We start from the raw sequence: 26,190 nt of genomic DNA on the forward strand, positions 1-26,190 counted from the left end.
CCTCGGGCATGCAGTACGTGCACCGCAGGTTGCAGCGGTCCGTCAGCGAGACCCGCAGGTCGGTGGCCACTCGGCCGTAGGTGTCGATGAGCACGTGGGCCCCCTCCCTCGTCACGACCAGATTCAACTTCTGTCACCTGTGAGCCTACGTGACCGCACTGACAGCGACACCGGCCCGATCCCACGACGTACGACGCGGCCGCGTCGTAGGGATCTACGACGCGGCCGCGCAGGGTCGTGCTCAGGGGTCAGGCTCAGTGGGCGCCGGTGCCGGTCAGGGACCGGACCTCCAGCTCCGCGTACTTGCCGGCGTCGGGCTCTTCCTTGGACAGGACCGTGCCGAGCCAGCCCATGAGGAAGCCGAACGGGATGGAGATGATGCCCGGGTTCTTCAGCGGGAACCAGGCGAAGTCGACGTCCGGGAACATCGCCTTGGGGTCGCCGGAGACGACGGGCGAGAACAGCACCAGGCCGACGGCGACGATCAGACCGCCGTAGATCGACCACAGCGCGCCCTGGGTGGTGAACCGCTTCCAGAACAGGCTGTAGAGGATCGTCGGCAGGTTGGCCGAGGCCGCGACCGCGAAGGCCAGGGCGACCAGGCCGGCGACGTTGAGATCACGGGCGAGGGCGCCGAGGAGGATGGAGACGGCGCCGATGCCGATGGTGGCCAGGCGCGCCGCCCTGATCTCCTCCTTCTCGGTGGCCTGGCCCTTCTTGATGACGTTCGCGTAGATGTCGTGGGCGAACGACGAGGACGAGGCCAGGGTGAGGCCGGCGACGACCGCGAGGATGGTCGCGAAGGCGACGGCCGAGATGGTGGCGAGCAGGATCGCGCCCCAGGCCGAGTCCACGCCGCCGAGGTGCAGGGCGAGCAGGGGTGCCGCCGTGTTGCCGGACGGGTTGGAGGCGATGATCTCGTCCTGGGAGATCAGCGCGGCGGCGCCGAAGCCGAGGGCGATGGTCATCAGGTAGAAGCCGCCGATGATGCCGATCGCCCAGTTCACGGACTTCCGCGCGGCCTTGGCGTTGGGCACCGTGTAGAAGCGGATCAGGATGTGCGGCAGACCGGCGGTGCCGAGGACCAGGGCGATGCCGAGGGAGATGAAGTCCAGCTTGGAGGTGCCGGTGGCGCCGTACTGGAGGCCGGGCTCCAGGAAGGCGGCACCCTTCCCGCTGTTCTCGGCGGCCTTGCCGAGCAGGTCAGAGATGTTGAAGTTGAACTTCAGCAGCACCAGGAAGGTGATCAGGATGGTGCCGCCGATGAGCAGCACGGCCTTGACCATCTGGACCCAGGTGGTGCCCTTCATGCCGCCGATGGAGACGTACACGATCATCAGGACGCCGACGAGGGCGACGATGAGGATCTTGCCCGCGTCCGAGGTGATGCCGAGCAGCAGCGAGACCAGGACGCCCGCACCCGCCATTTGGGCCAGCAGGTAGAAGATCGACACGACGATCGTCGAGGTGCCGGCCGCCGTGCGCACCGGGCGCTGGCGCATGCGGTACGCGAGGACGTCACCCATCGTGTAGCGGCCGGAGTTCCGCAGCGGCTCGGCCACCAGGAGCAGGGCGACCAGCCAGGCGACCAGGAATCCGATGGAGTACAGGAAGCCGTCGTATCCGAAGAGCGCGATGGCGCCGGCGATGCCGAGGAAGGACGCGGCGGACATGTAGTCGCCGGAGACGGCGAGTCCGTTCTGGAAGGCGCTGAACGACCGGCCGCCCGCGTAGAAGTCCGCGGCGTCCTTGGTCTGGCGGCCCGCCCAGACGGTGATGAAGAGGGTCGCGACCACGAAGAGCGCGAACAGGGTGATGATCAGCGGCCGGTGCTCGCTGGCCTCGTTGGCGGCGAGCTGCACATGGGTCATCGCGGGGCTCATGCGCCGCCCTCCATACGGGTCTTGATGGCCTCGGCCTTGGGGTCGAGCTTGGCACCCGCGTGCCGCGCGTACCACCAGGCGATGAGGAACGTGGTGACGAACTGGGCGATACCGAAGACGAACGCGACGTTGATGTTGCCGAACAGCTTGGTGCCCATGAAGTCGCCCGCGTAGTTGGAGAGCAGGACGTACAGCAGGTACCAGACGATGAAGGCGACGGTCAGCGGAAAGGCGAAGGAGCGGTAGGAGCGGCGCAGTTCAACGAACTCCGCGCTCTTCTGCACCTCCGTGAACTCCTCGGTGGAGGGGAGTTTGTGTGTCTCTTTCGAGGGGGGCGGTGCGTCGGTAGCCACGGAGTCTCCTCGCGTTGCGGGCGCTGTTGCGACGGTGGACGGGGACGGTTGGGGGGTTGGGGACGGATCGGTCGGGGACGGATCGGATACGGGCATGACGGCTCTGTTCCTCGCGGTGACATGGATCACTTGAGCCGGCTGGCGATGTTAGGGCCCCGGCGCGTGATCCGACAGGGGGCTCGATCGTGCTCGCGCCTCCTGTCCAAGGTCACGGCGCCACGCGAGGACCGGTTCAACTCCCCGGGCGTCTTTCCGAAGTCGCCCGGATCAGCGATTGCCGGCCAGGTGGTTCGGGGTTAGCTTCGCTACTGCGGCACGCGTCATGCACCTGCCGAGCGCCTCTCCGCGTCTCGGGCGGTCTCGTTCCGGATGATGTGGAGATCCCATGCCTCATCTGCGTTCCAGACGTCGGCCGGGTCTTGCCGTCCCCCTCGTTCTGTCGTTGACGGCCTCGCTCTGCCTCCTGCCGACGGCCGCCTCGGCGGCGCCGCTCGCGGAGCCCGTCGCACGGGCCGTGGATGCGCCCGCTCTCGCGTATGTCGTCAACACCACCCGACCGGACCACCGCACGATCGGATCGGTGAGGAAGGCGATCGCCGCTGCCGGCGGCACGGTCGTGGTCGCGTACGCGAGGATCGGCGTGATCGTCGTCCACTCGGCGGCGCCCGGCTTCGCGAAGGCGATACGTGCGGTGCGCGGCGTCCGGTCGGCGGGTGCCACGCGTACGGCGCCCCTGACCGCCGCCGGGGCGACGGACGAGGGCCCGGTCCAGCTCATGTCGGAGCGGCAGGCGATACGGACGAGGGCCGCGGGTGCGGCCGACGGCGAACCCCTTGAGGCCGACCAGTGGAATCTGCGCGCGATCGGCGCCGACCGGGCCGCGAAGATCAACCCGGGCAGCGGCAGGGTGACCGTGGCGGTGATCGACAACGGGGTCGACGACACCCACCCCGACCTCGCGCCGAACTTCTCCGCCGCCCAGTCCGCGAACTGCGCCGGCGGCAAGGCCGACACCAGCGCGGGCGCCTGGCGGCCGTACAAGAGCGCCGACTCGCACGGCACCCATGTGGCGGGCGAGATCGCAGCGCCCCGCAACGGCATCGGTATCGCCGGTGTCGCCCCCGGAGTCAAGGTCTCCGCCATCAAGGTGAGCGACCCGGTCAACGGTCGCTACTACCCCGAAAGCGTCGTGTGCGCCTTCGTGTTCGCGGCCGACCGTGGCGTCGAGATCACCAACAACAGCTACTTCGTTGATCCGTGGCTGTACAACTGCATGGACGATCCAGACCAGCGAGCGGTCGTCCATGCGGTCAACAGGGCCCAGCTGTACGCCCAGCGCAAGGGTGTGCTCAACCTGGCCTCGTCGGGCAACTCCAACCACGACCTGGACTCCGGCGCGATCGTCGACGGCAGCAGCCCCAACGACTCGACGCCCGCCGAGCACACCGTCGACCCGCACCGGTGCTTCGACGTACCGACACAGCTGCCGGGTGTCGTCACGGTCGGCGCGACGGGCGTACAGAACGTCAAGTCGTACTACTCCTCGTACGGTTACGGCGTCGTCGATGTCGCGGCCCCCGGCGGCGACAGGCTCTACCAGATCCCGGACACCCCGTCGAGGAACGGCCGGATCCTCTCCACTCTCCCGGACGGCAAGTACGGCTTCCTTCAGGGCACGTCGATGGCCGCCCCGCACGCCGCGGGCGTCGCCGCGCTACTGAAGTCGCGGTACCCGCACGCCGCTCCGGCCCGGCTGCGCGCGCTGCTGAAGGTCCTGGCGGACAACCCGGGCTGTCCGAACTCGTACGACCAGAACCGCGACGGCACGCAGGACGCCGTGTGCGAGGGCGGCAGGCGGCTCAACGGCTTCTACGGGTTCGGCATCGTCGATGCGCTGGACGCCGTCGACTGATCGGGCGGGGCGTATACAGCGCGGCGTGTACGGCGGCGATGGCGCATGTACAGCGGTGACACATCAGTCGATATGTTGATCCAGTCAATAATGCATAGTGCAGTCATGACTGCAATCAAGTCCGCATGGTCCGCGGTGGGTGGCGATCCAGCCCTTCTCCCGCGGGTGTCGACCGTGGTGCGGGAGCGCGCGCTTCAGGCGCGGCTCCCCGTACGGGAGTTGGCGCGCTCCTGTGTGGGTGCGTGCGCGCTGGCCGCTGCCGAGCTGGGCGCCCGGCGGGCCGGGCTCACCGAGGTGCCCGGGGTGACGCTGGACGACGGGGCGATCGCCACGGCGTTCGTGAGTGAACGCCATCTGCTGGTCGACGGGCGCGCGCCCGTCGTGTTCGCGCCGCTGTCGCGGTTCTGGCGCACGGCGGACGGCTGGGTGCGGACGCATGCGAACTATCCGCACCACCGGGCCCCGCTCCTGGCCGCGCTGGGCGTGGCGGAGGAGGATCCCGACGCGGTGGGGGCAGCCATCGCGGAGCGTTCCTCGCTGGAGGTGGAAGAGGCCGTGTACGCGGCGGGCGGGCTGGCCGTGGCGCTGCGTACCCCCGAGGAGTGGGCGGCGCACGAGCAGGCGGCCGCGGTGGCCCGGCGGCCGCTGGTCGAGCACGAGCGGTCGGACACGACACGCGCGCGTGCGCTCCCGTCGCTCGACGGTGCTCCCCTGCTGCCCGCCGCCGGAGTGCGCGTCCTGGACCTGACGCGGGTCATCGCGGGACCGGTCGCCACGCGCACGCTCGCGCTGCTCGGCGCGGACGTCCTGCGCGTGGACGCGCCGCAGCTGCCCGAACTGGCCGACCAGCACACCGACACGGGCTTCGGGAAGCGCTCGACGACGCTGGACCTGGCGGCGGACCGGCGTGCCTTCGAGGAACTGCTCGCGGCGGCGGACGTCGTCGTCACGGGGTACCGGCCGGGCGCCCTGGAGCGGTTCGGGCTGTCGGCTCGGGCGCTGACCGAGCGGCGGCCCGGGCTGATCGTGGCGGAGCTGTCGGCCTGGGGGGCGTACGGGCCGTGGAGTGGGCGGCGCGGGTTCGACAGCCTTGTGCAGGCCGCCACCGGAATCGCCGCGCTGGAGGGAGCCACGACCGACGGACCGGCCGGGCAGCCCGGCGCACTGCCCGCGCAGGCCCTGGACCACGGCACGGGGTATCTGCTGGCGGCGGCCGTGCTGCGGGCGCTGACCGAGCAGCTGGAGGACGGGCGGGGGCAGGGCCGGTGCGTGCGGCTGTCGTTGGCACGCACGGCGGAGTGGCTGATGCACGGGATGCGGCCGGGCCCGAAGGAGAGCCCGGCGTACGACGCGCACGAGACGGCCGACGCATACGAGACGGCCGACGCATACGACGCGCCCGATACCTGGCTCACCGAGCGGAGCAGCGCGCTCGGCCGATTGCGGTATGCCCTGCCGCCGGTGTCGTTCGAGGGTGGTCCGGTCGACTGGGCACGGCCGCCGGGGGTTTGGGGCGCCGATCCGGCGCGGTGGGCCTGAGCGCCGGGGCCGACCGAGCCGTACCCCCGTACGGAATGCCGCCCCACCACTTGTTTTCCGGTGCTTGCCCGAGTCTGTAATCTTTTGTGAAGATCTTGAGGTGACGTTGACAAGACCCTCCCTTGGCGTGGCCGACGGGAGTGAGCCCAGACCGCGCACCGGCGTCAGCCGGGCCGTCGCCGTTCTCGTCCTGGTGGCGCTGGGGGCGCTGATCCCGCTGGTCGGGCCGTCGGCCGCGCTGCACGGCACCGGGGAGGCCGCCGCGCCCGGCACCGCGGGGATCGGGCTGCTGCGTACGGTGCTGTTCGCGGCGCTGTGCGTCCCGGTGGGCGAGCTGTTCGTGAACCGGCTGGCCCGGTCCGTGCCCGGCGTCCCCCCGGCCATGCCCCGCAGTTGGGCACTGTACGCGGCCGCGGCCGGCTTCGTCGCCGCCCTCGGTCTCGCCTCCGTCGTCTCCACCGGCAACCTCGTGCCGAACAGCCCCGCGGACCTCGACATCGGCGGCCTCTACGCTTCGCGCGACGGAAAGCTCGCACTACTGGAGGTCAACGCCTTCGCCATGGCCGGGCTGTGCGCCCTCTCGCGCCGGCCGGCCACCCAGCTCTGGCCGCTGGCCGCGGTCGTGATCGCCGAGGCGCTGCGCGCGCACCCCACGACCGAGCACAGCCCGCTGCTGGGCTCCGGGCTGACACTCGTGCACCTGACCTGCGCGACGCTCTGGGCCGGCGGGCTGCTGCACGCCCTGCGGACCCTGCGCGGATGGGGGGTCAGGGAGGCGGGCACAGCCCTGCTCGGCCTCTACGCGCGCGTGGCGGCCGTACTGCTCGCCGCCATCACCGCGACCGGCGTGGGGAGTTCGCTGCGCCGGATGCCGTCGGAGACGATCCTGGAGCAGCTCACCGGGACGGCGTACGGGCGCGCCCTGCTGGCCAAGATGCTCCTCATGGCGGCCGTGGCCGCGCTCGCCCTGTGGGCGCGGATCCGGCTGCGCCGGGCGGCCGACCCGCTGACCGCGTGCTCCCCCGCGCGGGCGGAGGTCGTCGTCCTGGGCGTGGTGGTCGCGGTGTCGGGGCTGCTGACGGCGCTGCCGGTGCCGATCCGCTGGTGACGCCTTCGCGGCCGCCCCGCCGAGTCCTTCCGCCGACTCTCGCGCCCTCAGTTGGAGCACCCTCAGTTGGTGACCAGAACCTTGAGCGCGGTGCGCTGGTCCATCGCCTTGTAGCCGGCGGGGACGTCCTCCAGGCCGACCGTCAGGTCGAAGACGGGTGAGGGGTCGATCGTGCCGTCCAGGACGTCGGGCAGCAGCTCGGGGATGTACGCGCGGACGGGGGCGACGCCGCCGCGCAGCGCGATGTTGCCGTCGAACATGACGCCGAGGTCGAGGCCCGTGCCGCTGCCGTGCGGCACGCCCACGAAGCCGATGGCGCCGCCGTCGCGGGTGATGTTGACCGCCGTACGCATGGACTGTTCGGTACCGACGGCCTCGACGACGGCATGGGCGCCCTGACCACGGGTCAGTTCGCGTACGGCCGCCACGGCCGCGTCCCCGCGCTCGGCGACGACCTCGGTGGCGCCGAAGCGGCGCGCGATGTCCGTACGGGCCTGGTGGCGGCCCAGCGCGATGATCCGCTCGGCACCGAGCCGCTTGGCGGCGAGCACGGCACAGAGGCCGACGGCACCGTCGCCGACGACGGCGACCGTGGCGCCCGGGCGCGCTCCGGCGCCGAGGGCGGCGTGGTGACCGGTGCCCATGACGTCGGACAGGGTCAGCAGGGCGGACAGCAGGTGGTCGTCGGAGGCGGCGTCCTTGGGGAGCTGGACGAGGGTGCCGTCGGCGTACGGGACGCGCACGGCCTCGCCCTGGCCGCCGTCGGAGCCGACGGAGCCCCAGAAGCCGCCGTGCTCGCAGGAGGTGGTGAGGCCCTCGCGGCAGTAGTCGCAGACCCCGTCGGACCACATGAAGGGCGCGACGACGAGGTCGCCCCGCCGGAGGCCGGTCACCTCGGAGCCGGTCTCCTCGACGAGGCCGAGGAACTCGTGGCCGATGCGCTGCCCCGGCTGCCGGGCCGCCTCGCCGCGGTACGCCCACAGGTCGCTGCCGCAGATACAGGCGCGCAGCACCCGGACCACGGCGTCGGTGGGTCGCTGCACCACGGGGTCGGGCACGTCCTGCACACGCATGTCGAAGGGGGCGTGAATGGTGGTGGCGCGCATGGCGAGGTTCCTTCTCGTCTCTTGTGGTGCCTGCGCCCGGGGGGCGAGCGCGCGTCTCACCGTACGTCGCCGTCGGCGTCCGGCGCGCTTCGGGGACCCCGGGTGCGCCGCTGACCAGCGCCGACGTGGCCGCGATGACACACCCGGCCGGTGCGGGGGCCGTGGGCGGGCGCTACACCCCCGCCACGTCCAGCAGCGATCCGGCCGCGTAGGTGACGCCCATGGCCAGGGCCCCGCCCGCCATGTTGCGCAGCACCGCGCGTGCGGGGGCGGCGCCGCCCAGGCAGGCGCTGCTCCAGCCGGTCAGGGCGAGGGCGGCCAGGACGGAGGCGACGGTGACCGCCAGCCGCAGGCCCGCCGGTGGCAGCACCATCGCCAGCAGCGGCAGCAGCGCCCCGGCGGTGAACGCCAGGAAGCTCGCCCACGCCGCGTGCCACGGGTTGGTCAGCGTGTCCGGGTCGATACCGAGCTCCACGCGCGCGTGCGCCTTCAGTGCGTCCCGTTCCGTCAGCTGGACCGCCGCGTTCCCGGCCACGTCCCGGGACAGCCCCCGTCGTTCGAGCAGTTCCGTCAGCTCCGCCAGCTCCGCCTCCGGCCGCTCCCGCAACTCCCGCTTCTCCTGGGCCAACGCGGCCTTCTCCGAATCGCGTTGCGTGGAGACCGAGACGTACTCCCCCGCCGCCATCGACATCGACCCGGCGAGCAGCCCGGCCAGCCCGGCGGTGATCAGGGCCGGGCGGTCGTCCGTCGCGCCGGCCACGCCGACGACGAGGCCCGCGGTGGAGACGATGCCGTCGTTCGCCCCGAGCACGGCCGCGCGCAGCCAGTTCAGCCGCTCGCCCAGCGCGCCGGCGTGGGCCTCGTCATGCGTCGATTCGGTCACATGCGGAGCATCGCACCGAGCGGGACATCCAGGACGTACCGACGCTCCTCGGGCGGGCATCGGGCTCACGGAGGTGCGGCAACGCCGGGCGCACGACCACCGGTTGAGGTACCCGTTGACGCGCTGACGTTCGTGGCGCTCGAACGGGTGGGCGGCGCAAGGCACCTGACGGCCAGGAGTGTCAGTCCCGGCCCGTATCCTCAGTGACCATGCTCGAAGACCGTGCGACCGCAGCACCCTCCCCCACAGCATGGCCGCCCGTGTATCCCGAGGGATACGCGGTCGTTGACGTGGAGACCACCGGCCTGGCCCGGGACGACCGGATCATCTCCGCGGCCGTCTACCGACTGGACGCGCGCGGCGAGGTCGAGGACCACTGGTACACGCTGGTCAATCCCGAGCGGGACCCGGGCCCGGTGTGGATCCACGGTCTGACGAGCGAGGCGCTGGAGGGCGCTCCCCTCTTCACGGACATCGCCGAGGAGTTCTCGGCCCGGCTGGACGGACGGGTGCTCGTCGCGCACAACGCCGTCTTCGACTGGCAGATGATCGCGCGGGAGTACGCGCGCGCGGAGCGCGAGGCCCCGGTACGGCAGCGGCTGTGCACCATCGCGCTCTCCAAGGAGCTGGGCCTGCCGCTGCCCAACCACAAGCTGGAGTCGCTGGCCGCGCACTTCGGCGTCGTACAGCAGCGGGCGCACCACGCGCTGGACGACGCGCGCGTGCTGGCGGAGGCGTTCCGGCCCAGCCTGCGGGCCGCGGCGGCGGGCAGCGTGCGGCTGCCGCTGCAGGAGTGCCGGCCGCTGACCGAGTGGCGGGACACGGCCACGCCCCGGATCGGGCAGCAGGCGGGCGGAGGCGGTTACGGCGGCAGTGGTGCTTACGGCGGCGGCAGCGGTGGTTACAGCAGCTATCGGCCGACCAGTTGGCGTCCGTCCCGGAAGAGGCCCGCTTGCCCCTATCCCAACCCGGGGCGCTACGAAGAGGGCAAAAGACTCAAGCAGGGCATGCGGGTCGCCTTCTCCGGAGACACGTCGATCGAGCGCGACCTGCTGGAGGATCGCGCGATCGAGGCCGGGCTGCATGTGGCGACGAGCCTGTCCCGGCTGACCAGCCTGCTCGTCACGAACGACCCGGACGCGGGCACGTCGAAGGTGGTCAAGGCCCGCCAGTTCGGGACGCCGGTGATCGACGAGGCGGCGTTCGGGCAACTTCTCAGGGACGTGGAACCGGCGTCGGAGCCGTGACCGTACGGACGGGTGATTGCCGCGCGACTCGCCCGGAACCGTCTCGCCCGGACCGCGGTGACGGCTCACCCTGTGGCGCATGGCGACATGTGAAGTGTGTGGAAACGACTACGGCATGACCTTCGAGGTGCACGCGCAGGGCGCGGTGCACGTCTTCGACTGTTTCTCCTGTGCGATCCACCGCATGGCACCCGTCTGTGAGCACTGCCGTGTCCAGATCATCGGGCAGGGCGTCGAGGTCGAGGGCCAGTGGTACTGCGGCGCCCACTGCGCCCGCGCCGAGGGAAAGGTGGGGATCGTCGACAAGGTGTGACCCGGCCAGGACCCGGACCCGTACCCGTACCCGCCTGAAAGCACCCCACGACCGAGTTGTACGGTCGTGGGGTGTACCGCTTCCTGTTGTCCCGGCAGTGGGTGATCCTCACGCTGGTCGCCCTGCTCCTCATCCCCACGATGATCAGGCTGGGCATCTGGCAGATGCACCGCTACGAGGAGCGCCACGCCCGGAACCAGCTGGTCGCCGACGCGCTGAGCGCGAAGGCGGTGCCCGTGGAGAAGCTGACCGCCGCGGGGCACACCGTCACCACCAAGGAGCGGTACCGCACCGTGAGCGCGGTGGGCCGCTTCGACACCGAGCACGAAGTCGTCGTCAGGCGGCGCGTCAACGCCGACGAAGAGGTCGGCTTCCACGTCCTCACCCCGTTCGTCCTGGCGGACGGCAAGGTGCTGCTGGTCAACCGCGGCTGGATCCCCGCGGACGCACCCAGCCAGACGGCCTTCCCCAAGGTCCCGGCGCCGCCGAGCGGACGGATCACCGTCACCGGGCGGCTGATGCCCGACGAGACGACCGAGGCCAGCGGCATCAAGAACCTCCAGGGCCTTCCCGACCGGCAGGTCATGCTGATCAACAGCGAGCAGGAGGCGTCCCGCCTGAACGCGCGGGTGCTCGGCGGGTACATCGTGCTGACGACGCCGGAACCGAAGGGCGACACTCCGGAGCTGATCGGGAAGCCCGGCGACGAGAACGCCCCGCTGAACTACGCCTATGCCCTCCAGTGGTGGCTGTTCGCGGCGGGCGTCCCGCTCGGCTGGTTCATCCTGGCCCGCCGGGAGGCCCGGGACCGGGCTCAGGCGGCCGCGCCGCAGGAGACGGAGACGACTCCGGCCCCGGTGTAGCGCCCCGAGCTCGGCCCGTGCGACTGCCGCCCCTCTGGGGCGGCAGTGGACTGCGCGGACACGGAGGCGTCAGCAGCAGCGGCTCTCCGGCCGGCCCTCCCGGCGCAGGGTGCGCAGCACCTCGTACTCGTGTCGGGTGGGCACCGGGGCGTGCGGGTGGTGGCGTCGGTGCCGTTCGCAGTAGCGGTCGTACCCCGCCTCTCCGGTCAGCTCACGCGCGTACCAGCGCACCGCGCCCAGCACCCTCCTGACAGTCCTCATGAGCGCACCCCCAGCAGCGGTTCGGCTGACGGATCCGGTACGTCGATGCGGGACTCGACGTACGGCGCCTCGGTCGTCGGCAGCGGGCCCGTGGCTCGGACGGCGCGGACGCACACCACCGCGCAGTTGACCAGGACCGTGAGGACCAGGAGCAGGAAGACCGCCATGAGCACACCGTCGACCGTGTTGTTGAGCACGATGGTGTGCATGTCGTCCGTGTTCGTGGCCCCCGGCAGCAGCTGACCGTCCTCGATGGCCTGCGCGTACTTGTCCCGCAGGGCGAAGAAGCCGATCGCCGGGTTGTCCGAGAAGATCTTCTGCCAGCCGGCGGTGAAGGTGACGGCGACGTCCCAGGCCAGCGGGATGCCGGTGACCCAGGCCCAGCGCAGCTTGCCGGACTTGATCAGCACGGTGGTGGTGACGGCCAGGGCCACCGCGGCCAGCAGCTGGTTGGCGATGCCGAACAGCGGGAACAGCTGCTTGATGCCGCCGAGGGGGTCGGTGACACCGGCGTAGAGGAAGTAGCCCCAGGCGCCCACGACCAGGGCGCTGGTGATCCAGATGCCTGGCTTCCAGGTGACCCGGCCTATCGGCTTCCAGACGTTGCCGAGCATGTCCTGGAGCATGAAGCGGCCGACCCGGGTGCCGGCGTCCACGGTGGTGAGGATGAAGAGCGCCTCGAACATGATCGCGAAGTGGTACCAGAAGGCCTTCATCCCGGCGCCGCCGAGCACCCCGGCGAAGATCTCCGACATGCCCACGGCGAGGGTGGGCGCGCCGCCGGAGCGGCCGACCAGTGTCTCCTCCTCGACCGCCTTGGCCGCGGCCGTCAGCTGGTCCGGGGTGATGGTGAAGCCGAGGTTCCTCACCGCCTCGGCGGCGCTGTCCACGGTCGGGCCGAGCAGCGCTGCCGGGGAGTTCATGGCGTAGAACAGGCCCGGTTCGAGTACGCAGGCGGCGATCAGCGCCATGACGGCGACGAAGGACTCCGTGAGCATGGAGCCGTAGCCGATCAGCCGGACCTGGGACTCCTTCTCGATCAGCTTCGGCGTGGTGCCGGAGGAGACCAGGGCGTGGAAGCCGGACAGCGCGCCGCAGGCGATGGTGATGAAGAGGAAGGGGAAGAGGGAGCCCGCGAAGACCGGTCCGGTGCCGGTGGAGGCGAAGTCGGTCACCGACTCGGCCTTGAGGTCCGGGGCGGCGATCACCACGCCTACGGCCATCAGGGCGATGGTCCCGACCTTCATGAAGGTCGACAGGTAGTCGCGGGGGGCCAGCAGCATCCACACCGGCAGCACGGAGGCGACGAAGCCGTAGCCGACCAGGCAGAAGACCAGGGTCTCCGGGCTCCAGACGAAGTACTCGGCGAGCGAGGAGTCCTGGATCCAGCCGCCGCCGAGGATGGCGAGCAGCAGCAGGGCCACGCCGAGGAAGCTGGTCTCCACGACCCGGCCGGGCCGCAGGTAGCGCAGGTAGAAGCCCATGAAGAGGGCGATGGGGATGGTCATGGAGACCGAGAAGGTGCCCCACGCGGACTCCGCCAGCGCGTTGACGACGACCATCGCGAGGACCGCCAGCAGGATGATCATGATGGCGAAGACGCCGATCAGCGCGGCGGCGCCGCCCACCTTGCCGATCTCGTCCCGGGCCATCTGGCCGAGGCTCTTGCCGTCCCGGCGCATGGAGAGGAACAGGACGATCATGTCCTGCACCGCTCCCGCGAAGATCACGCCCGCGATGATCCAGACCGTGCCCGGCAGATAGCCCATCTGGGCGGCCAGGACCGGGCCGACCAGCGGGCCGGCACCGGCGATCGCCGCGAAGTGGTGGCCGAACAGCACCCGCTTGTCGGTGGGGTGGTAGTCGACGCCGTCCTCCAGGCGTTCGGCGGGGGTGGCGCGGGTGTCGTCGACCTGGAGGACGCGGCGGGCGATGAACCGCGAGTAGAAGCGGTAGGCGATCGCGTACGAGCCGAGGGCCGCCACGACCAGCCAGACGGCGGAGATCTCCTCACCGCGGGAGAGGGCGAGCACGGCCCAGCCGAGGGCACCGACCAGGGCTACGGCGGTCCATATCACCACCGACTTCGGCGATATTCGTGACTTTTCCGGCGCCTCACGGCCGGATTCGGGCATGGCTGATGCGGGCATGGCGGCTCCTGACCTGAACAGGGTGAAGCGGAAGGGACCTACAGACCTACGGACCTACAGACCTACGGACCTACGGACCTACGGCTCAGCGATGTCGGTCCCGGTCCGACAGCGCGTACGCCGCGAGCAGGCAGAGGCCGCACCCCGGCACCCAGGCGAGCTGGTACCAGTAGAAGAACGGCGTTCCGGCCAGCCGCGGTTCGGCACCGGCGTACCAGGGGACCCACAGCAGACCCGCGGCGGGCGCGAGAAGCAGTACGGCGATCGCGACGTGCCGTGGCCGGTGATGACCGGTCCGTGCCATGACCTGCGCTCCTCTCCCCCTCGCTGTCGGTCTGTGCAAGAGTTGCCCACCCCCGGAGACCGGTTGACAAGGAATTTCGGGGAAATTTCCCGCCGGTTCCGTGTCCTCCGTTCCGGCGGCTCGCGCAACTAACGCGCGAGGGCACAGGCACACCAAGGACGGTGAACCATGGCCGATGGCGCCATGACCGCGACGTTTCTCGCCGTGATCGGCGGAGCGTCGCTGCTCGCCGTGACCGCGCGGCGCCTGCGCCCGAGCGACCGGCTCCCGTCCCTGGAGGGCTGGGCGCTGGCAGACCGCAGCCTCGGCCCGGTGTGGACCTGGCTCCTGCTCGGCGGCACGATCTTCACCGCGTACACCTTCGCCGCGATACCGGGCCTGGCGTACGGCAACGGCGCGCCCGCCTTCTTCGCGGTGCCGTACACGGTGATCGTCTGCCCGATGGCCTTCGTGCTGCTGAGCCGTCTGTGGACCGTGGCCCGTCGGCACGGCTACGTCACGGCGGCGGACTTCGTACGCGGCCGGTACGGCTCGCCGCCACTGGCCCTGGTGGTCGCGCTGACCGGGATCCTCGCGACGATGCCGTATCTCGCGCTCCAGTTGCTCGGCATCCGGGCGGTGCTGGCGGCCGGGGGTGTGTATCCGCGGGGCGCGGCCGGTGATCTGGTGATGGTGGCGCTGTTCGCCGGGCTCGCGGTCGCCACCTACCGGCACGGGCTGCGCGCCCCCACCGTCATCTCCGCGCTCAAGGCCGTGGCCGTCTTCGTCTCGCTGACCGCGGTGACCTGGCTGGTCCTGGAGCGGCTCGGCGGCCCGGGTGCCGTCTTCGACGGTGCGGCCGAGCGGCTGGGCGGTCCGGCGCTGCTCCTGACCCCCGAGCAGCAGCCCGCCTACGCCACCCTCGCCTTCGGTTCCGCGCTCGCCCTGCTGATGTACCCGCATGTGCTCACCGCCGGTTTCGCCGCCGACGGCCCGCGCACCCTGCGCAAGGTGTCCGTGGCGCTGCCCGCCTGGACCGGGTTGCTCGCCCTCTTCGGCTTCCTCGGTATCGCGGCCCTCGCTACGGGCGTCCGCGCCCCGGCGGGCGGCGCCGAGGCCGCCGTACCGATGCTGGTCGACCGGCTGATGCCGGCGCCGCTGGCCGGGCTGGTGTTCGGGGCGATCACCGTGGGGGCGCTGGTCCCGGCGGCGGTGATGTCGATCGCGGCGGCCACGAGCTTCGTACGCAATGTGTACGTCGAGTACGTCCATCCGACGGCCACGCCCAAACGGCAGGTGCGCATCGCCAAGGCGGTGTCGCTCACCGCGAAGGTGGGCGCGGTGGCGTTCGTGTTCGGGCTGCGCGACCAGGACGCCATCAACCTCCAGCTCCTCGGCGGGGTCTGGATCCTGCAGATCTTCCCGGCCGTCGCGGTGGGGCTGTTCACCGGGCGGCTGCATCCGCGGGCGCTGCTCGCCGGGTGGGGCGTGGGCATGGTGGCGGGGACCTTCATGGTCGTACGGGAGGGGTTCTCGTCGGTCGTGCACCTCGGCGGCGGGCCGGAGGTCTACGCCGGGCTCGCCGCCCTGTTCCTCAACCTGATCGTCGCCGTGGCCGGGACCGAGGTGCTCCGACGCCTCGGCGTCCCACGCGGCGCCGATCTCACCGACCTGCCGTCACGCCTGAGCATCGGACGGCGCCCCGAGACGGGAGCGAGCAACCCGTGAGACCACATCGAGACGCGCTGCGGCGAAATGCGGCTCCACCGCTCGGCGGTGCCGCGGTACCGGCCGTGCCCCTCGCCCCCGCGGCGAGCGACCCCGCGGACCTGGAGCGCGAGGCCGGCCTGGCCCGCCTGTTCGAGCTGCACTACTCCTCGATGCTGCGCCTCGCCGTCCTGCTCGGTGCAGACGACCCGGAGAACGTGGTCGCGGAGGCCTACTACCAGATCTACCGGAAGTGGCGGCGCCTCAGGGACATCGAGGCGGCGGAGGCGTATCTGCGCTCCACCGTGTGCAATCTGACGCGGATGCGGATACGGCATCTCCAAGTGGCCCGTAAGCACGTCGAGAAGTCGGCGGACGAACTCGTCGCCTCCGCCGAGAGCACCGCGCTCCTGCACGACGACCAGCGGGTGCTGATCGACGCGCTCCAGCAGTTGCCGGCCCGGCAGCGTGAGGCGCTGGTGCTGCGGCACTGGCTCGGACTGAAGGAGAGCGAGATCGCCGCGGCGATGGGAATCTCCTGCGGGTCCGTCAAGACCCATACGGCGCGCGGCCTCGCCGCCCTGACCCAGGCGATGGAGACCCGGCGATGACGTATCGAGACGCGACTCCGTCGCCCGACACCGGTGCGGACCGCACGGAGCGGGAGCTGCGCGAGGCGCTCTCCGCGCTCGCCGACGGGGTGCGGGCGGCGCCCGACGCCTATCGCACGGCGCGCGGTGAATGGCTGCGCCGGGAACGCCGGCGCCGGCTCGTCCTCGCCGTCCTGATCGCGGTCGTGTTCGCCCTGGCCACCCTGATCGGGCTCTGGGTCCTCAACCGGACCCCGGCGGAGCACGGCGTGATCTTCTCCGGCACGGGGGCCCACGCGGGCGTATCACAGACCGGTTCTCCGACCGGCCTGTCTCCGACCGCGTCCCCGGGAGGCTGATCACTCCCCCGGTCCCGCCCCTGATTGGCCCACCGGCCGTTGGGGAACCCGCAATTGCGTGCACCCGCGTATCGAGGACTACGCCCTCATCGGCGACGAGCAGACGGCCGCCCTGATCGGCAGGGACGGTTCCGTCGACTGGCTGTGTCTGCCCCGCTTCGACTCGGCGGCCTGCTTCGCCAAGCTGCTCGGCGACAGCGACAACGGCCACTGGCGCATCGCCCCCAAAGACGTGACGGGCCCCTGCACCCGCCGCGCCTACCGCCCGCAGACCCTGGTGCTGGACACCGAATGGGAGACCGACGAGGGCGCGATCCGGGTCACCGACCTGATGCCCCAACGCGACCGAGCCCCCGACCTCGTGCGCATCGTCGAGGGCCTCAGCGGCCGGGTCACCGTGCGCAGCACCCTGCGGATCCGCTTCGACTACGGCTCGATCGTGCCCTGGGTGCGCCGGTCCGGCGGGCACCGGGTGGCCGTGGCCGGCCCGGACTCGGTCTGGCTGCGCAGCGAACCCGAGGTGCCCACCTGGGGCAAGAACTTCGGTACGCACTCGGAGTTCACGGTCGAGAAGGGTGAGAAGGTCGCGTTCGTTCTCACCTGGCACCCCTCGCACGAGCCGCGCCCCCCGCTCGTCGACGCGCACAAGGCGTTGCACGGCAGCGTCCGGGACTGGCGGCACTGGGTGCGGCGCTGTAGCTACGACGGCCCTTACCGCGACGCCGTCATCCGCTCCCTGATCACCCTCAAGGCCCTCACCTACCGGCCGACCGGCGGCATCGTCGCCGCCCCGACCACCTCGCTCCCCGAGGAGGTGGGGGGCGTGCGCAACTGGGACTACCGCTACTGCTGGCTGCGCGACTCCACCCTCACCCTGAACGTGGGCCTGTCAGCGGGCTACCGGGAGGAGGCCGAGGCGTGGCGCGACTGGCTGCTGCGCGCGGTCGCCGGTGACCCGGCCGACCTGCAGATCATGTACGGCCTGGCGGGTGAGCGGCGGCTGCCCGAGTTCGAGGTGCCGTGGCTGTCCGGCTTCGCCGGTTCCAAGCCCGTACGGATCGGCAACCTGGCCGTGGACCAACTGCAGTTGGACGTCTACGGCGAGGTCATGGACTCGCTGGCGCTGGCCCGGGACGCGGGACTGCCCACCAAGCCGCACATCTGGGCGATCCAGGCCGCCCTCATCGACTGGCTGCGCGAGGCGTGGCGTCAGCCCGACGAGGGGCTGTGGGAGGTGCGCGGCGGGCGCCGTCACTTCGTGCACTCGAAGGTGATGGTGTGGGTGGCCGCGGACCGTGCCGTGCGCACCCTGGAGAAGAACCCGAAGCTCCAGGGCGACCTCGACGGCTGGCGGGCGATGCGCGACGAAGTGCACCGCGAGGTGTGCGAGAAGGGGTTCGACGCCGAGCGGAACACCTTCACGCAGTCATACGGCTCCCGTGAACTCGACGCCGCACTGCTGCTCATTCCGCGCGTCGGCTTCCTGCCTCCGGACGACCCGCGCGTCATCGGCACCATCGACGCGATCCGCACCGAACTCAGCCACAACGGCTTCCTGCGCCGCTACAGCACCGACGGGACGACCGTCGACGGGCTGCCGGGCGACGAGGGCACCTTCCTGGCCTGCTCGTTCTGGCTCGCGGAGGCGCTGCACATGACGGGACGTACCCAGGAGGCACGCGAGCTGTTCGACCGGCTGGTGGGGCTCACCAACGACGTGGGCCTGCTGTCCGAGGAGTACGACCCGGTGGCCGACCGCCAGCTCGGCAACTTCCCGCAGGCCTTCAGTCACATCGGCCTGGTGAACACCGCCCTCGCCCTGTTCGGGGGCGACGGGGCAGGATAGGGACCATGGATCTTGGACTGAAGGACCGGGTGTACGTCGTCACGGGAGCCACCCGCGGGCTGGGCAACGCGGCGGCGCGTGAGCTGCTGGCGGACGGGGCGAAGGTCGTCCTGACCGGCCGGGACGAGAAGCGGACCGCCGACGCCGCGGCCGAACTGGGGCCGAACGCCGTAGGGGTGGCCGTCGACAACGCGGATGCGGAGGCGCCGGCGCGGCTCATCGCCGCCGCACGGGACGCCTTCGGCGGGTTCGACGGCATTCTCGTGAGTGTGGGCGGGCCGCCGGCCGGGTTCCTCGCGGACAACACGGACGACCAGTGGCAGGCGGCCTTCGAGTCGGTGTTCCTGGGGGCGGTTCGGCTGGCCCGGGCGGCAGCGGCGGAACTCGACGAGGGCGGGGTCATCGGATTCGTGCTGTCGGCGTCGGTGCACGAGCCCATTCCGGGACTGACCATTTCCAATGGACTACGGCCGGGGCTCGCCGGGTTCGCCAAGTCCCTCGCGGACGAATTGGGACCGCGCGGAATTCGGGTCGTCGGGCTGCTTCCGGCGCGTATCGACACCGACCGGGTGAAGGAGCTGGACGGGATGTCCGCGGACCCGGAGGCCACCCGGGCCGCGCACGAGGCACGCATTCCGCTGCGGCGTTATGGAACTCCGGAGGAATTCGGGCGTGCGGCCGCGTTCTTCCTGTCCCCGGCGGCCTCCTATCTGACCGGGATCATGCTGCCGGTCGACGGGGGCAGCCGACACGGGTTCTAACTGACCCGTTCAGCACGGTGTTTGACGCCCCGCAAGCGGACTTCCGTCGGCAATTGAGCCAGGCCCGCCGAATTGCGGGCGTGCGCCAATGCCTCTGTGGTGAGGTCGTTCAGCGCCGCCCCGGGGTCCACGTGCGGTTCCAGCATGAGGCGTACGCGGGTCTCGGGAGTGCTGCGCCTACCCGTCAGGTGGACACGGGCGCGCTGGACGCCCTCCTGCCCCGCCGCCTCGCCCGCCAGGACGCCCTCCAGGGCCCGGCCCCGCAGCAGCGCGCCCTCGCCGTCGCCGGTGTCGACCAGGACCTCGGTGAGGCGGCGCCGGCGCAGGACCGAGGTCAGCCACCACAGGGCAAGCAGGACCAGGACGGCCAGCACGGCGATCACGGTCGGCCACCACCAGCCGTCGTCCCGCCAGCGCGTCCGCTCGGCGTCGCTGAGCAGGACGTCGTGCCGGCTGTGGTGGATCCACCAGGACGGGGGGTCCAGCCCGAGTCCCACGGCCAGTACGGAGCCGCCGATCACGAGCGGCACCAGCCCGACGAGCCCGATCAGCACCCGGTTGACCACTCTGAGCACGGCCCTCACCCCTTCCGCCCGAGCCGCCGCACATGCACCGACAGCGAGGGCGGGCGGGACAGCCCCAGGCCCCTGATCGCGTCGGCGAGCGTGGCGTCCAGATCGGCGCGTACGTCGTCCAGTTCACGGAAGTGCGACACGGCACGGACATCGGCCTTGGCCCGGCGCATCCGTACCCGCACCGACTGGACGCCGGAGACCTCCATGGCCCGGTCACGCAGGACCAGGGCGGCCAGGTCGCGGTGGAGTCCGGCGCGTACGTCGGGGTGGGTGCGGCGCATCGGCAGGACGGAGCGCAGGCCGGGCGTGACGGCCAGGACGAGCAGCCAGAGGCCGAGGACGGCGGCGACACCGGCGCAGACGAGCACCCAGATGTCGTCGAGGGGGCGCTCGGCCAGCTGGTGGGCCAGTTCCCGGCGCCAGCGCATGGCCGGCCGGTCGGCGCGTACGGCGGCGATGTCGTACAGGAAGAAGCCGGCCACGAGCAGGAGCACGAGCGCCGTGATCGCGGCCGGGACGCGGCGCGCCGACCAGAAGCGGCGCTCGCCACCGTCCTTGTCGTCGACCGGGGGCGGGGGCTCGTAGGCGGCCGCCGACGCCGACTGGTCGAGGGTGCCCGGTTTGGTCTCCTCGGATCCGGTCTCCTTCTCGATGACCGGCAGTCTCTGTGTGGTGCCCTCGGAACCCTGGGACTCGCTCATCGCGTCCTCCCTGCCGCGCCCTGCCCGCGCGCCGGGTGCAGCCGCTCCACGTGCACGGCGACCTCCGGCACCTCCATGCCCACCCACGCGCCTACCCGTTCCGCCACATGCCGACGCACGGCCGCGCACCGGGAGCCGATGTCGCAGGGGTAGTCGAGTTCGAGGTGGACGAGGACCCGGGCGGCGTCGACGGGTCTCCCTTCCGCCGCCTGAGGGCGGACGACGACGTCGGCGTACGGCCGGGCGGCGTCCTTGGGCAACTCCCCGACCGCCTCGCGAGCGGCCTGTGAGGCGATCTTCGCGACGACCCGGTCGGCGATACGGGTCGCCCCGCGCTCACCGGGTGGGACTGTGAACGGCGCTCCGTGGAGTTCCATGGCCCCACCGCTCACCGAGGTCACCGCCGCCGTTCGTCACGCTGCCGGAAGAAGTCGCCCAGCTCCCAGTCCCCTTCCAGGAACCGTCCGGCGACGAACCCGACGGCGCCCAGGGCCGCCACCAGAAGGAAGGCGCCGAATCCGCCGAAATACCCGGCGAAGCCCAGTGCCATGCCGGCGATCATGCCGACCACGGCCATGCTCATGGTGCGCTCCTCAGCTCCTCGGCAACTCCCCGCCGCTGCGTCCTTCGGTCACCGGCGCATCACTGGATCCGGCGCTCCGGCTCCTCTTCCTCTTCCTCGGGCAGCTTCACATCACTCACCGCGATGTTGACCTCGACGACTTCGAGGCCGGTCATCCGCTCGACGGCGGTGATCACGTTCTCGCGCACGTCCCGGGCCACGTCGGCGATCGACACGCCGTACTCGACGACGATCTCCAGGTCGAGCGCGGCCTGTACCTCGCCGACCTCGGCCTTCACTCCCCGTGACACCGACTTCGTCGTCCCGCCCGGCACCCGGTCGCGCACGGCCCCGAAGGTCCGCGACAGCCCGCTGCCCATGGCGTGCACGCCGTCCACATCGCGTGCGGCCATCCCGGCGATCTTCTCCACGACGCCGTCCGCGATGGTCGTCCGGCCCCTGGCGCCGGGGTCTCCCCCACCGCGCTTGGTCACCTGGGTCCTGCGTGAGGTTGGGCCCTCGGTCTCTGTCCCCCGGTTCTGCTCCGTCGTCTCAGTCATGGCCGTTCGTCCTTTTCGGTTGTCGTCCCTTGACCACCGTAAGCACGGTTGCGCGATTCCGCGCCAGGGATGGGGCAGGCTGGAGGAATGACGACGGCGGATCGGTTGACGCAGGCAGTCCGGAATCAGCTGGGGCTCGGCAGACTGCTGCCACTGGGCGGTGCGCGCGACGGCGTGTGGATCTCCGAGAGGGCGGCCGAGGCGGTGCTGCGGCGCGCGGCCGAGGACATGCACGGCGTACGGCTGGACGTGCTGCGGATCGCCCTCGCCGACCCGGAGGACACGGGCGAGGCGGCCGTACCGCCCCCGCCGAGCGCCCTGCCACCGGGCCCCCTGCGGGTGACGGCGGACTTCGCGGCGACGGCGGCCGAGGCGCTGCCCACGACGGCGGATCGGCTGCGTGGCCTGCTGGCCACCGCGGCCACGGAAGGTCTTGGCCTGACAGTGACCGAGGTGGACCTACGGGTGACGTCCCTGCTCGACGAGGACGCGGAACCCCCTCCCGTACGGCAGCCCGAGCCGACGCGGGCCCCCGAGCCCGGGAGCCCCGACGAGGAGCGCGTCGCCGCCGCGGCCCTGGCGGTACCGGGCGTGACCGGGCTGACGGGAACTCTGGGCGGGTTGGGCCGTGCCGTGCACATCGAGGAGCGGCAGGACGAGGCCGCCCTGCCGCGCCGTCACGTGCGCGTGGAGATCGCGGTGAGCGCGGACCGCCGGTCCGTGGAGGTGGCCCGGGAGGTCCGCGAGTGGGTGGGAGAGGCGCTGGCCGATCGCCCGACGGTCGCGGTACTGATCACGGCCGTCGGCTGATCAGCGCCTGCCTCATTCGCCGAGGCCGGCCAGATCCCGCAGCCGTCGTGCCTGCGCGGCCCGCTCGGCGCCGCGCTGCTCGTCGTAGGTGCGGTCCACGGCACCACGGAGCAGCGCCTTGGTCTCGATCACCGCATCCCGCGGCGCGGTCACGATCGCCCCGGCCAGATCCCGTACGGCGTCGTCGAGTTGGTCGGCGGGCACCGCGAGGTTGGCCAGCCCACTGCTGACGGCCTCCTCGGCCAGCACGAAGCGCCCCGTGACGCAGATCTCCAGCGCACGGCCGTATCCGACCAGCCCGACCAGCGGGTGGGTACCCGTCAGGTCCGGCACCAGCCCGAGGCTGGTCTCACGCATGGCGAACTGCACGTCGTCCGCGACGACGCGCACGTCACAGGCGAGCGCGAGCTGGAAGCCCGCCCCGATGGCATGGCCCTGTACGGCGGCGATGGACACGACGTCGTTACGCCGCCACCAGGTGAAGCCCTCCTGGAACTCGGCGATGGCAGCGTCGAGTTCGCCGTCGCTGCTGCGTGCGAGTTCGATGAACGAGGGCTCGCCCTCGATCCCGTCGGGCGTGAACATCTGCCGGTCGAGCCCGGCGGAGAAGGACTTGCCCTCACCGCGCAGCACGACCACCCGCACACTGCCCGGCACGGCGCGCCCGGCCTCGGCGAGCGTCCGCCACATGGCGGGGCTCTGCGCATTGCGCTTGGTCGGGTTGGTCAGCGTCACCGTGGCGATCGCGCCGTCGACGGTGAGCCGTACGCCGTTCTTGTCGAGCAGGGGTGCGTGTTCCTGGTCGGGCGAAGCCATGGGGCGCCTCCGATGAGTGCGGTCATCACGGGATGCCCGGAAGGGCACCCCTAAGTGACTGCACAGTAACCACCCGGCCGATCAGCCGACCGACCGGGTGGCCACCATCGAAGCCAATGAGCCGCCCGCGATCAGCCTGCGGCCTTCTTGCCTCGTGTCGCGCCGCCACGCCCACGAAGCGTGACGCCCGACTCGCTGAGCATCCGGTGTACGAAGCCATACGAGCGGCCGGTTTCCTCGGCCAGCGCCCGAATGCTCGCACCGGAGTCGTACTTCTTCTTCAGGTCTGCCGCGAGCTTGTCGCGCGCGGCGCCGGTTACCCGGCTGCCCTTCTTCAGAGTCTCGGCCACCCGTGCCTCCTCATGGGAAGTGCGCTCTGGTCTCCTCATGATCACCCCTCCGGGGCTTCATGGCCACCCATTCGGCAAGGTCCGTGAGACACGGTTTTGACGACAGGAGCACATCCCCACAAGGGGAATCAGCGATTCCGCAGAGAATTGTCCGTACGGCCGAACGGGTTCTTCTGCGAAGTCCCAGGTCAGAGTCGTACAGCGGCCGAGCCCTTGTCGATAAGGGACTCGGCCGCGAAATCGATGTAGTACACACCTCGGTACGAGGAGATCTCACACAGATGATGGATCACCGATGGGCCGAATGATCCATACGCTGTTGATCACGCATTCGATCAAGCCAGGGCGACGAGATCCGCGTAGTCGGCGCCCCACAGGTCCTCCACGCCGTCCGGCAGCAGAATGATCCGCTCCGGCTGGAGCGCCTCCACGGCGCCCTCGTCGTGGGTGACGAGCACGACCGCGCCCTTGTAGGTGCGCAGCGCGCCGAGGATCTCCTCGCGGCTGGCCGGGTCGAGGTTGTTGGTCGGCTCGTCGAGGAGCAGGACGTTCGCCGACGACACCACGAGGGTGGCGAGAGCGAGGCGGGTCTTCTCGCCGCCGGAGAGGACCCCGGCGGGCTTGTCGACGTCGTCGCCGGAGAACAGGAACGAGCCGAGCACCTTGCGGACCTCGACGAGGTCCAGGTCGGGGGCGGACGAGCGCATGTTCTCCAGGACCGTGCGGTCGGGGTCCAGGGTCTCGTGCTCCTGGGCGTAGTAGCCGATCTTGAGGCCGTGGCCGGGGATGACAGCGCCGGTGTCCGGCTGCTCTGCGCCGGCGAGGAGCCGGAGCAGGGTGGTCTTGCCGGCGCCGTTGAGGCCGAGGATGACGACCCGGGAGCCCTTGTCGACGGCCAGGTCGACGTCGGTGAAGATCTCCAAGGAGCCGTACGACTTCGACAGGCCCTCGGCGGTCAGCGGGGTCTTGCCGCAGGGCGCGGGCTCCGGGAAGCGGAGCTTGGCGACCTTGTCGGAGACCCGTACCGCTTCGAGCCCGGCGAGCAGCCGGTCGGCGCGCTTGGCCATGTTCTGCGCGGCGACGGTCTTGGTCGCCTTGGCGCGCATCTTGTCGGCCTGCGAGTGCAGCGCGGCGGCCTTCTTCTCGGCGTTCTGCCGCTCGCGCTTGCGGCGCTTCTCGTCGGCCTCGCGCTGCTGCTGGTAGAGCTTCCAGCCCATGTTGTAGACGTCGATCTGGGCACGGTTGGCGTCCAGGTAGAACACCTTGTTGACGACCGTCTCGACCAGGTCGACGTCGTGGGAGATCACGATGAAGCCGCCGCGGTAGGTCTTCAGGTAGTCGCGCAGCCAGACGATCGAGTCGGCGTCGAGGTGGTTGGTCGGCTCGTCGAGCAGCAGGGTGTCCGCGTCCGAGAACAGGATGCGGGCGAGCTCGATACGGCGGCGCTGACCGCCGGAGAGCGTGTGCAGGGGCTGGCCGAGCACGCGGTCGGGCAGGTTCAGCGCGGCGGCGATGGTGGCGGCCTCGGCCTCGGCGGCGTACCCGCCCTTGGTGAGGAACTCCGTCTCCTGGCGCTCGTACTGCTTCAGCGCCTTCTCGCGGGTGGCGCCCTGGCCGTTGGCGATGCGCTGTTCGTTGTCGCGCATCTTGCGGATCAGTACGTCGAGGCCGCGCGCGGAGAGGATGCGGTCGCGGGCGAGGATGTCGAGGTCGCCGGTGCGGGGGTCCTGCGGGAGGTAGCCGACCTCGCCGGAGCGGGTGATGTTGCCGCCGGCGGGGATGCCCTCGCCGGCGAGGCACTTGGTGAGGGTCGTCTTGCCGGCGCCGTTGCGGCCGACGAGGCCGATGCGGTCACCCTTGGCGACGCGGAAGGTCGCGGACTCGATGAGGACGCGCGCACCGGCGCGCAACTCGATACCGGAGGCGGAGATCACGGACAGACTCCAGGGCGGGGGTAGGTGGCGGGATGGGCGGCTGAGGACGTTCCCGCCGTCTAATGCGCGAGGAGAATGGCCATGAGGCCAGTCTAACGGGGCCGTGCAAGCACTTTTTCTGGGTTCGGGTGTTCGAGCGCCTCACCGTGATGTACGGCACGTTCGTCCGCCCCCCTCTGTCGAGCCCGGCACGACCGGCCGTTGTCAGTGGTCGCTGTCACACTTGGCGCTGGGTGGAATTCCCGGCCAATGGCAGCAACTGCGGCAATGGCGCACAAGGGTCACAAAGGAGTGATCGGCATGGCAGGCACGAGCGATGGGCGTCCGAGCATCTACCCGACGCTGCTCTACGCGGACGCGAAGGCGGCGATCGAACAGCTCACGGAGGCCTTCGGGTTCACGGCGCTGGCGGTGTACGAGGGCGAGGACGGCTCGGTGGCCCACGCCGAGCTGGCACAGGGCAACGGCGCGGTGATGCTCGGCGGCAAGGGCACCGGCAGCGCCTTCGACAAGGTGATGAAGGGCGCGGGCACGACCGGGGTGTACGTCGTCGTGGACGACGTCGACGCACACCACCGGCGGGCCGTGGAGCGGGACGCGGAGATCCTGATGCCCCCGACCGACCAGGACTACGGCTCACGGGACTACATGGCCCGGGACGTCGAGGGCAATGTGTGGAGCTTCGGCACCTACGCCCCCGAGATCAAGGGCTGAGCGC

The 26,190-nt window shown here is 71.1% G+C and carries 28 protein-coding genes; 13 read left to right on the forward strand and 15 right to left on the reverse strand.

The features are described 5' to 3' along the window. Nucleotides 1-254 precede the first annotated feature (254 nt). Nucleotides 255-1,883 carry a solute symporter family protein gene (locus tag ADK36_RS18045; protein ID WP_048583585.1) on the reverse strand — a complete coding sequence of 543 codons (1,629 nt, stop codon included), beginning with the start codon at nt 1,881-1,883 and terminating at the stop codon, nt 255-257. Then, complete coding sequence (locus ADK36_RS18050) at nt 1,880-2,236, reverse strand: DUF485 domain-containing protein (protein ID WP_048583586.1); 357 nt, start codon at nt 2,234-2,236, stop codon at nt 1,880-1,882. The genes ADK36_RS18045 and ADK36_RS18050 overlap by 4 nt, the downstream gene beginning before the upstream one ends. 385 nt (nt 2,237-2,621) lie before the next feature. On the opposite strand from ADK36_RS18050, the gene ADK36_RS18055 reads away from it, so the two are divergent. From ADK36_RS18055 to ADK36_RS18065, 3 genes are all read left to right on the forward strand, one after another. Then, entirely contained in the window at nt 2,622-4,148 is a 1,527-nt protein-coding gene (locus ADK36_RS18055; RefSeq protein WP_048583587.1) for a S8 family serine peptidase, read from the forward strand. 105 nt (nt 4,149-4,253) lie between these two features. Further along, the gene (locus ADK36_RS18060; RefSeq protein WP_053198256.1) at nt 4,254-5,687 is read left to right on the forward strand and encodes a CoA transferase; all 1,434 of its coding nucleotides are present in this window, start codon (nt 4,254-4,256) and stop codon (nt 5,685-5,687) included. Nucleotides 5,688-5,787: 100 nt separating this feature from the next. Beyond that, nucleotides 5,788-6,795 carry a CopD family protein gene (locus tag ADK36_RS18065; protein WP_053198258.1) on the forward strand — a complete coding sequence of 336 codons (1,008 nt, stop codon included), beginning with the start codon at nt 5,788-5,790 and terminating at the stop codon, nt 6,793-6,795. A gap of 62 nt (nt 6,796-6,857) precedes the next feature. Here ADK36_RS18065 and ADK36_RS18070 read toward each other — a convergent pair whose 3' ends face one another. After that, entirely contained in the window at nt 6,858-7,901 is a 1,044-nt protein-coding gene (locus ADK36_RS18070) for a zinc-dependent alcohol dehydrogenase family protein (RefSeq protein WP_053198260.1), read from the reverse strand. Between the two features lie 172 nt (nt 7,902-8,073). Further along, entirely contained in the window at nt 8,074-8,784 is a 711-nt protein-coding gene (locus ADK36_RS18075) for a VIT1/CCC1 transporter family protein (RefSeq protein ID WP_053198262.1), read from the reverse strand. A gap of 209 nt (nt 8,785-8,993) precedes the next feature. Here ADK36_RS18075 and ADK36_RS18080 point away from each other — a divergent pair, with 209 nt between their 5' ends. The 3 genes from ADK36_RS18080 to ADK36_RS18090 all read left to right on the forward strand — a co-directional run bounded on the left by ADK36_RS18080 (nt 8,994) and on the right by ADK36_RS18090 (nt 11,207). Continuing rightward, a complete protein-coding gene (locus tag ADK36_RS18080; protein ID WP_048583592.1) occupies nt 8,994-10,031 on the forward strand; it encodes a DEDDh family exonuclease in 1,038 nt (345 codons plus the stop codon). 79 nt (nt 10,032-10,110) lie between these two features. Beyond that, nucleotides 10,111-10,344, forward strand: a complete 234-nt coding sequence (locus ADK36_RS18085; protein WP_078916415.1) for a hypothetical protein — start codon at nt 10,111-10,113, stop codon at nt 10,342-10,344. A 71-nt stretch (nt 10,345-10,415) separates the two neighbouring features. Further along, the gene (locus ADK36_RS18090; protein WP_053198265.1) at nt 10,416-11,207 is read left to right on the forward strand and encodes an SURF1 family protein; all 792 of its coding nucleotides are present in this window, start codon (nt 10,416-10,418) and stop codon (nt 11,205-11,207) included. A 69-nt stretch (nt 11,208-11,276) separates the two neighbouring features. Here the strand turns inward: ADK36_RS18090 and ADK36_RS18095 are convergent, their stop codons facing one another. The 3 genes from ADK36_RS18095 to ADK36_RS18105 form a co-directional block, all read right to left on the reverse strand. Continuing rightward, nucleotides 11,277-11,468: a CstA-like transporter-associated (seleno)protein gene (locus ADK36_RS18095; protein ID WP_053198266.1), complete on the reverse strand. Its 192-nt coding sequence runs from the start codon at nt 11,466-11,468 to the stop codon at nt 11,277-11,279. Continuing rightward, a complete protein-coding gene (locus tag ADK36_RS18100; RefSeq protein WP_053198268.1) occupies nt 11,465-13,618 on the reverse strand; it encodes a carbon starvation CstA family protein in 2,154 nt (717 codons plus the stop codon). The genes ADK36_RS18095 and ADK36_RS18100 overlap by 4 nt, the downstream gene beginning before the upstream one ends. A gap of 85 nt (nt 13,619-13,703) precedes the next feature. Then, entirely contained in the window at nt 13,704-13,922 is a 219-nt protein-coding gene (locus ADK36_RS18105; protein WP_048583596.1) for a DUF3311 domain-containing protein, read from the reverse strand. A gap of 168 nt (nt 13,923-14,090) precedes the next feature. Here ADK36_RS18105 and ADK36_RS18110 point away from each other — a divergent pair, with 168 nt between their 5' ends. From ADK36_RS18110 to ADK36_RS18130, 5 genes are read left to right on the forward strand one after another with little or no spacing between them, the layout of a single operon-like run. Next, entirely contained in the window at nt 14,091-15,629 is a 1,539-nt protein-coding gene (locus ADK36_RS18110; RefSeq protein ID WP_053198270.1) for a sodium:solute symporter family protein, read from the forward strand. Continuing rightward, a complete protein-coding gene (locus ADK36_RS18115) occupies nt 15,626-16,219 on the forward strand; it encodes a sigma-70 family RNA polymerase sigma factor (RefSeq protein ID WP_425315466.1) in 594 nt (197 codons plus the stop codon). Before ADK36_RS18110 ends, ADK36_RS18115 begins: the two co-directional genes overlap by 4 nt. Beyond that, nucleotides 16,216-16,557: a hypothetical protein gene (locus tag ADK36_RS18120; RefSeq protein ID WP_053198274.1), complete on the forward strand. Its 342-nt coding sequence runs from the start codon at nt 16,216-16,218 to the stop codon at nt 16,555-16,557. Before ADK36_RS18115 ends, ADK36_RS18120 begins: the two co-directional genes overlap by 4 nt. A 58-nt stretch (nt 16,558-16,615) precedes the next feature. Next, nucleotides 16,616-18,403 (forward strand): glycoside hydrolase family 15 protein, encoded by a 1,788-nt coding sequence (locus ADK36_RS18125; protein WP_048583600.1) that lies wholly within the window; start codon nt 16,616-16,618, stop codon nt 18,401-18,403. 5 nt (nt 18,404-18,408) lie between these two features. Next, nucleotides 18,409-19,164, forward strand: coding sequence for an SDR family oxidoreductase (locus ADK36_RS18130; RefSeq protein ID WP_048583601.1), 756 nt, complete (start codon nt 18,409-18,411; stop codon nt 19,162-19,164). On the opposite strand, the gene amaP is transcribed toward ADK36_RS18130, so the two are convergent. Genes amaP through ADK36_RS18155 form a run of 5 tightly spaced genes read right to left on the reverse strand, consistent with a single transcriptional unit; the run spans nt 19,161 to nt 21,562 of the window. Further along, nucleotides 19,161-19,739: an alkaline shock response membrane anchor protein AmaP gene (gene amaP / locus ADK36_RS18135; RefSeq protein WP_048583682.1), complete on the reverse strand. Its 579-nt coding sequence runs from the start codon at nt 19,737-19,739 to the stop codon at nt 19,161-19,163. The genes ADK36_RS18130 and amaP overlap by 4 nt on opposite strands. A gap of 5 nt (nt 19,740-19,744) precedes the next feature. After that, nucleotides 19,745-20,440 carry a DUF6286 domain-containing protein gene (locus ADK36_RS18140; protein ID WP_053198276.1) on the reverse strand — a complete coding sequence of 232 codons (696 nt, stop codon included), beginning with the start codon at nt 20,438-20,440 and terminating at the stop codon, nt 19,745-19,747. After that, nucleotides 20,437-20,817 carry an Asp23/Gls24 family envelope stress response protein gene (locus ADK36_RS18145; protein WP_107083806.1) on the reverse strand — a complete coding sequence of 127 codons (381 nt, stop codon included), beginning with the start codon at nt 20,815-20,817 and terminating at the stop codon, nt 20,437-20,439. The genes ADK36_RS18140 and ADK36_RS18145 overlap by 4 nt, the downstream gene beginning before the upstream one ends. 20 nt (nt 20,818-20,837) lie before the next feature. Beyond that, nucleotides 20,838-21,023, reverse strand: coding sequence for a hypothetical protein (locus tag ADK36_RS18150; protein ID WP_030054863.1), 186 nt, complete (start codon nt 21,021-21,023; stop codon nt 20,838-20,840). Nucleotides 21,024-21,082: 59 nt separating this feature from the next. Further along, nucleotides 21,083-21,562 (reverse strand): Asp23/Gls24 family envelope stress response protein, encoded by a 480-nt coding sequence (locus ADK36_RS18155; protein WP_048583604.1) that lies wholly within the window; start codon nt 21,560-21,562, stop codon nt 21,083-21,085. Nucleotides 21,563-21,649: 87 nt separating this feature from the next. Between ADK36_RS18155 and ADK36_RS18160 the strand changes: the two genes are divergently transcribed. Beyond that, nucleotides 21,650-22,372, forward strand: a complete 723-nt coding sequence (locus ADK36_RS18160) for a hypothetical protein (RefSeq protein ID WP_048583605.1) — start codon at nt 21,650-21,652, stop codon at nt 22,370-22,372. A 12-nt stretch (nt 22,373-22,384) separates the two neighbouring features. Here the strand turns inward: ADK36_RS18160 and ADK36_RS18165 are convergent, their stop codons facing one another. From ADK36_RS18165 to ADK36_RS18175, 3 genes are all read right to left on the reverse strand, one after another. Beyond that, complete coding sequence (locus ADK36_RS18165) at nt 22,385-23,188, reverse strand: enoyl-CoA hydratase/isomerase family protein (RefSeq protein WP_048583606.1); 804 nt, start codon at nt 23,186-23,188, stop codon at nt 22,385-22,387. A 131-nt stretch (nt 23,189-23,319) separates the two neighbouring features. Continuing rightward, complete coding sequence (locus ADK36_RS18170) at nt 23,320-23,538, reverse strand: helix-turn-helix domain-containing protein (protein WP_019758351.1); 219 nt, start codon at nt 23,536-23,538, stop codon at nt 23,320-23,322. A gap of 335 nt (nt 23,539-23,873) precedes the next feature. Further along, nucleotides 23,874-25,472: an ABC-F family ATP-binding cassette domain-containing protein gene (locus tag ADK36_RS18175; protein WP_048583607.1), complete on the reverse strand. Its 1,599-nt coding sequence runs from the start codon at nt 25,470-25,472 to the stop codon at nt 23,874-23,876. Between the two features lie 300 nt (nt 25,473-25,772). Between ADK36_RS18175 and ADK36_RS18180 the strand changes: the two genes are divergently transcribed. Continuing rightward, the gene (locus ADK36_RS18180) at nt 25,773-26,186 is read left to right on the forward strand and encodes a VOC family protein (protein WP_053198278.1); all 414 of its coding nucleotides are present in this window, start codon (nt 25,773-25,775) and stop codon (nt 26,184-26,186) included. The last annotated feature ends 4 nt before the right edge of the window (nt 26,187-26,190 follow it).

The organism is Streptomyces viridochromogenes (genome assembly GCF_001270495.1).
GTDB classification, from domain to species: Bacteria; Actinomycetota; Actinomycetes; order Streptomycetales; family Streptomycetaceae; genus Streptomyces; species Streptomyces viridochromogenes_A.

What these genes read in the sequence shown, in the direction of transcription:
- ADK36_RS18105 (WP_048583596.1), bottom strand. Translation starts at nt 13,922, where the DNA reads ATGGCACGGACCGGTCATCACCGGCCACGGCACGTCGCGATCGCCGTA.
- ADK36_RS18070 (WP_053198260.1), bottom strand. Translation starts at nt 7,901, where the DNA reads ATGCGCGCCACCACCATTCACGCCCCCTTCGACATGCGTGTGCAGGAC.
- ADK36_RS18045 (WP_048583585.1), bottom strand. Translation starts at nt 1,883, where the DNA reads ATGAGCCCCGCGATGACCCATGTGCAGCTCGCCGCCAACGAGGCCAGC.
- ADK36_RS18145 (WP_107083806.1), bottom strand. Translation starts at nt 20,817, where the DNA reads ATGGAACTCCACGGAGCGCCGTTCACAGTCCCACCCGGTGAGCGCGGG.
- ADK36_RS18055 (WP_048583587.1), top strand. Translation starts at nt 2,622, where the DNA reads ATGCCTCATCTGCGTTCCAGACGTCGGCCGGGTCTTGCCGTCCCCCTC.
- ADK36_RS18085 (WP_078916415.1), top strand. Translation starts at nt 10,111, where the DNA reads ATGGCGACATGTGAAGTGTGTGGAAACGACTACGGCATGACCTTCGAG.
- ADK36_RS18110 (WP_053198270.1), top strand. Translation starts at nt 14,091, where the DNA reads ATGGCCGATGGCGCCATGACCGCGACGTTTCTCGCCGTGATCGGCGGA.
- ADK36_RS18100 (WP_053198268.1), bottom strand. Translation starts at nt 13,618, where the DNA reads ATGCCCGCATCAGCCATGCCCGAATCCGGCCGTGAGGCGCCGGAAAAG.
- ADK36_RS18140 (WP_053198276.1), bottom strand. Translation starts at nt 20,440, where the DNA reads ATGAGCGAGTCCCAGGGTTCCGAGGGCACCACACAGAGACTGCCGGTC.
- ADK36_RS18060 (WP_053198256.1), top strand. Translation starts at nt 4,254, where the DNA reads ATGACTGCAATCAAGTCCGCATGGTCCGCGGTGGGTGGCGATCCAGCC.
- ADK36_RS18095 (WP_053198266.1), bottom strand. Translation starts at nt 11,468, where the DNA reads ATGAGGACTGTCAGGAGGGTGCTGGGCGCGGTGCGCTGGTACGCGCGT.
- ADK36_RS18130 (WP_048583601.1), top strand. Translation starts at nt 18,409, where the DNA reads ATGGATCTTGGACTGAAGGACCGGGTGTACGTCGTCACGGGAGCCACC.
- ADK36_RS18150 (WP_030054863.1), bottom strand. Translation starts at nt 21,023, where the DNA reads ATGAGCATGGCCGTGGTCGGCATGATCGCCGGCATGGCACTGGGCTTC.
- ADK36_RS18120 (WP_053198274.1), top strand. Translation starts at nt 16,216, where the DNA reads ATGACGTATCGAGACGCGACTCCGTCGCCCGACACCGGTGCGGACCGC.
- ADK36_RS18080 (WP_048583592.1), top strand. Translation starts at nt 8,994, where the DNA reads ATGCTCGAAGACCGTGCGACCGCAGCACCCTCCCCCACAGCATGGCCG.
- ADK36_RS18160 (WP_048583605.1), top strand. Translation starts at nt 21,650, where the DNA reads ATGACGACGGCGGATCGGTTGACGCAGGCAGTCCGGAATCAGCTGGGG.
- ADK36_RS18155 (WP_048583604.1), bottom strand. Translation starts at nt 21,562, where the DNA reads ATGACTGAGACGACGGAGCAGAACCGGGGGACAGAGACCGAGGGCCCA.
- ADK36_RS18180 (WP_053198278.1), top strand. Translation starts at nt 25,773, where the DNA reads ATGGCAGGCACGAGCGATGGGCGTCCGAGCATCTACCCGACGCTGCTC.
- ADK36_RS18165 (WP_048583606.1), bottom strand. Translation starts at nt 23,188, where the DNA reads ATGGCTTCGCCCGACCAGGAACACGCACCCCTGCTCGACAAGAACGGC.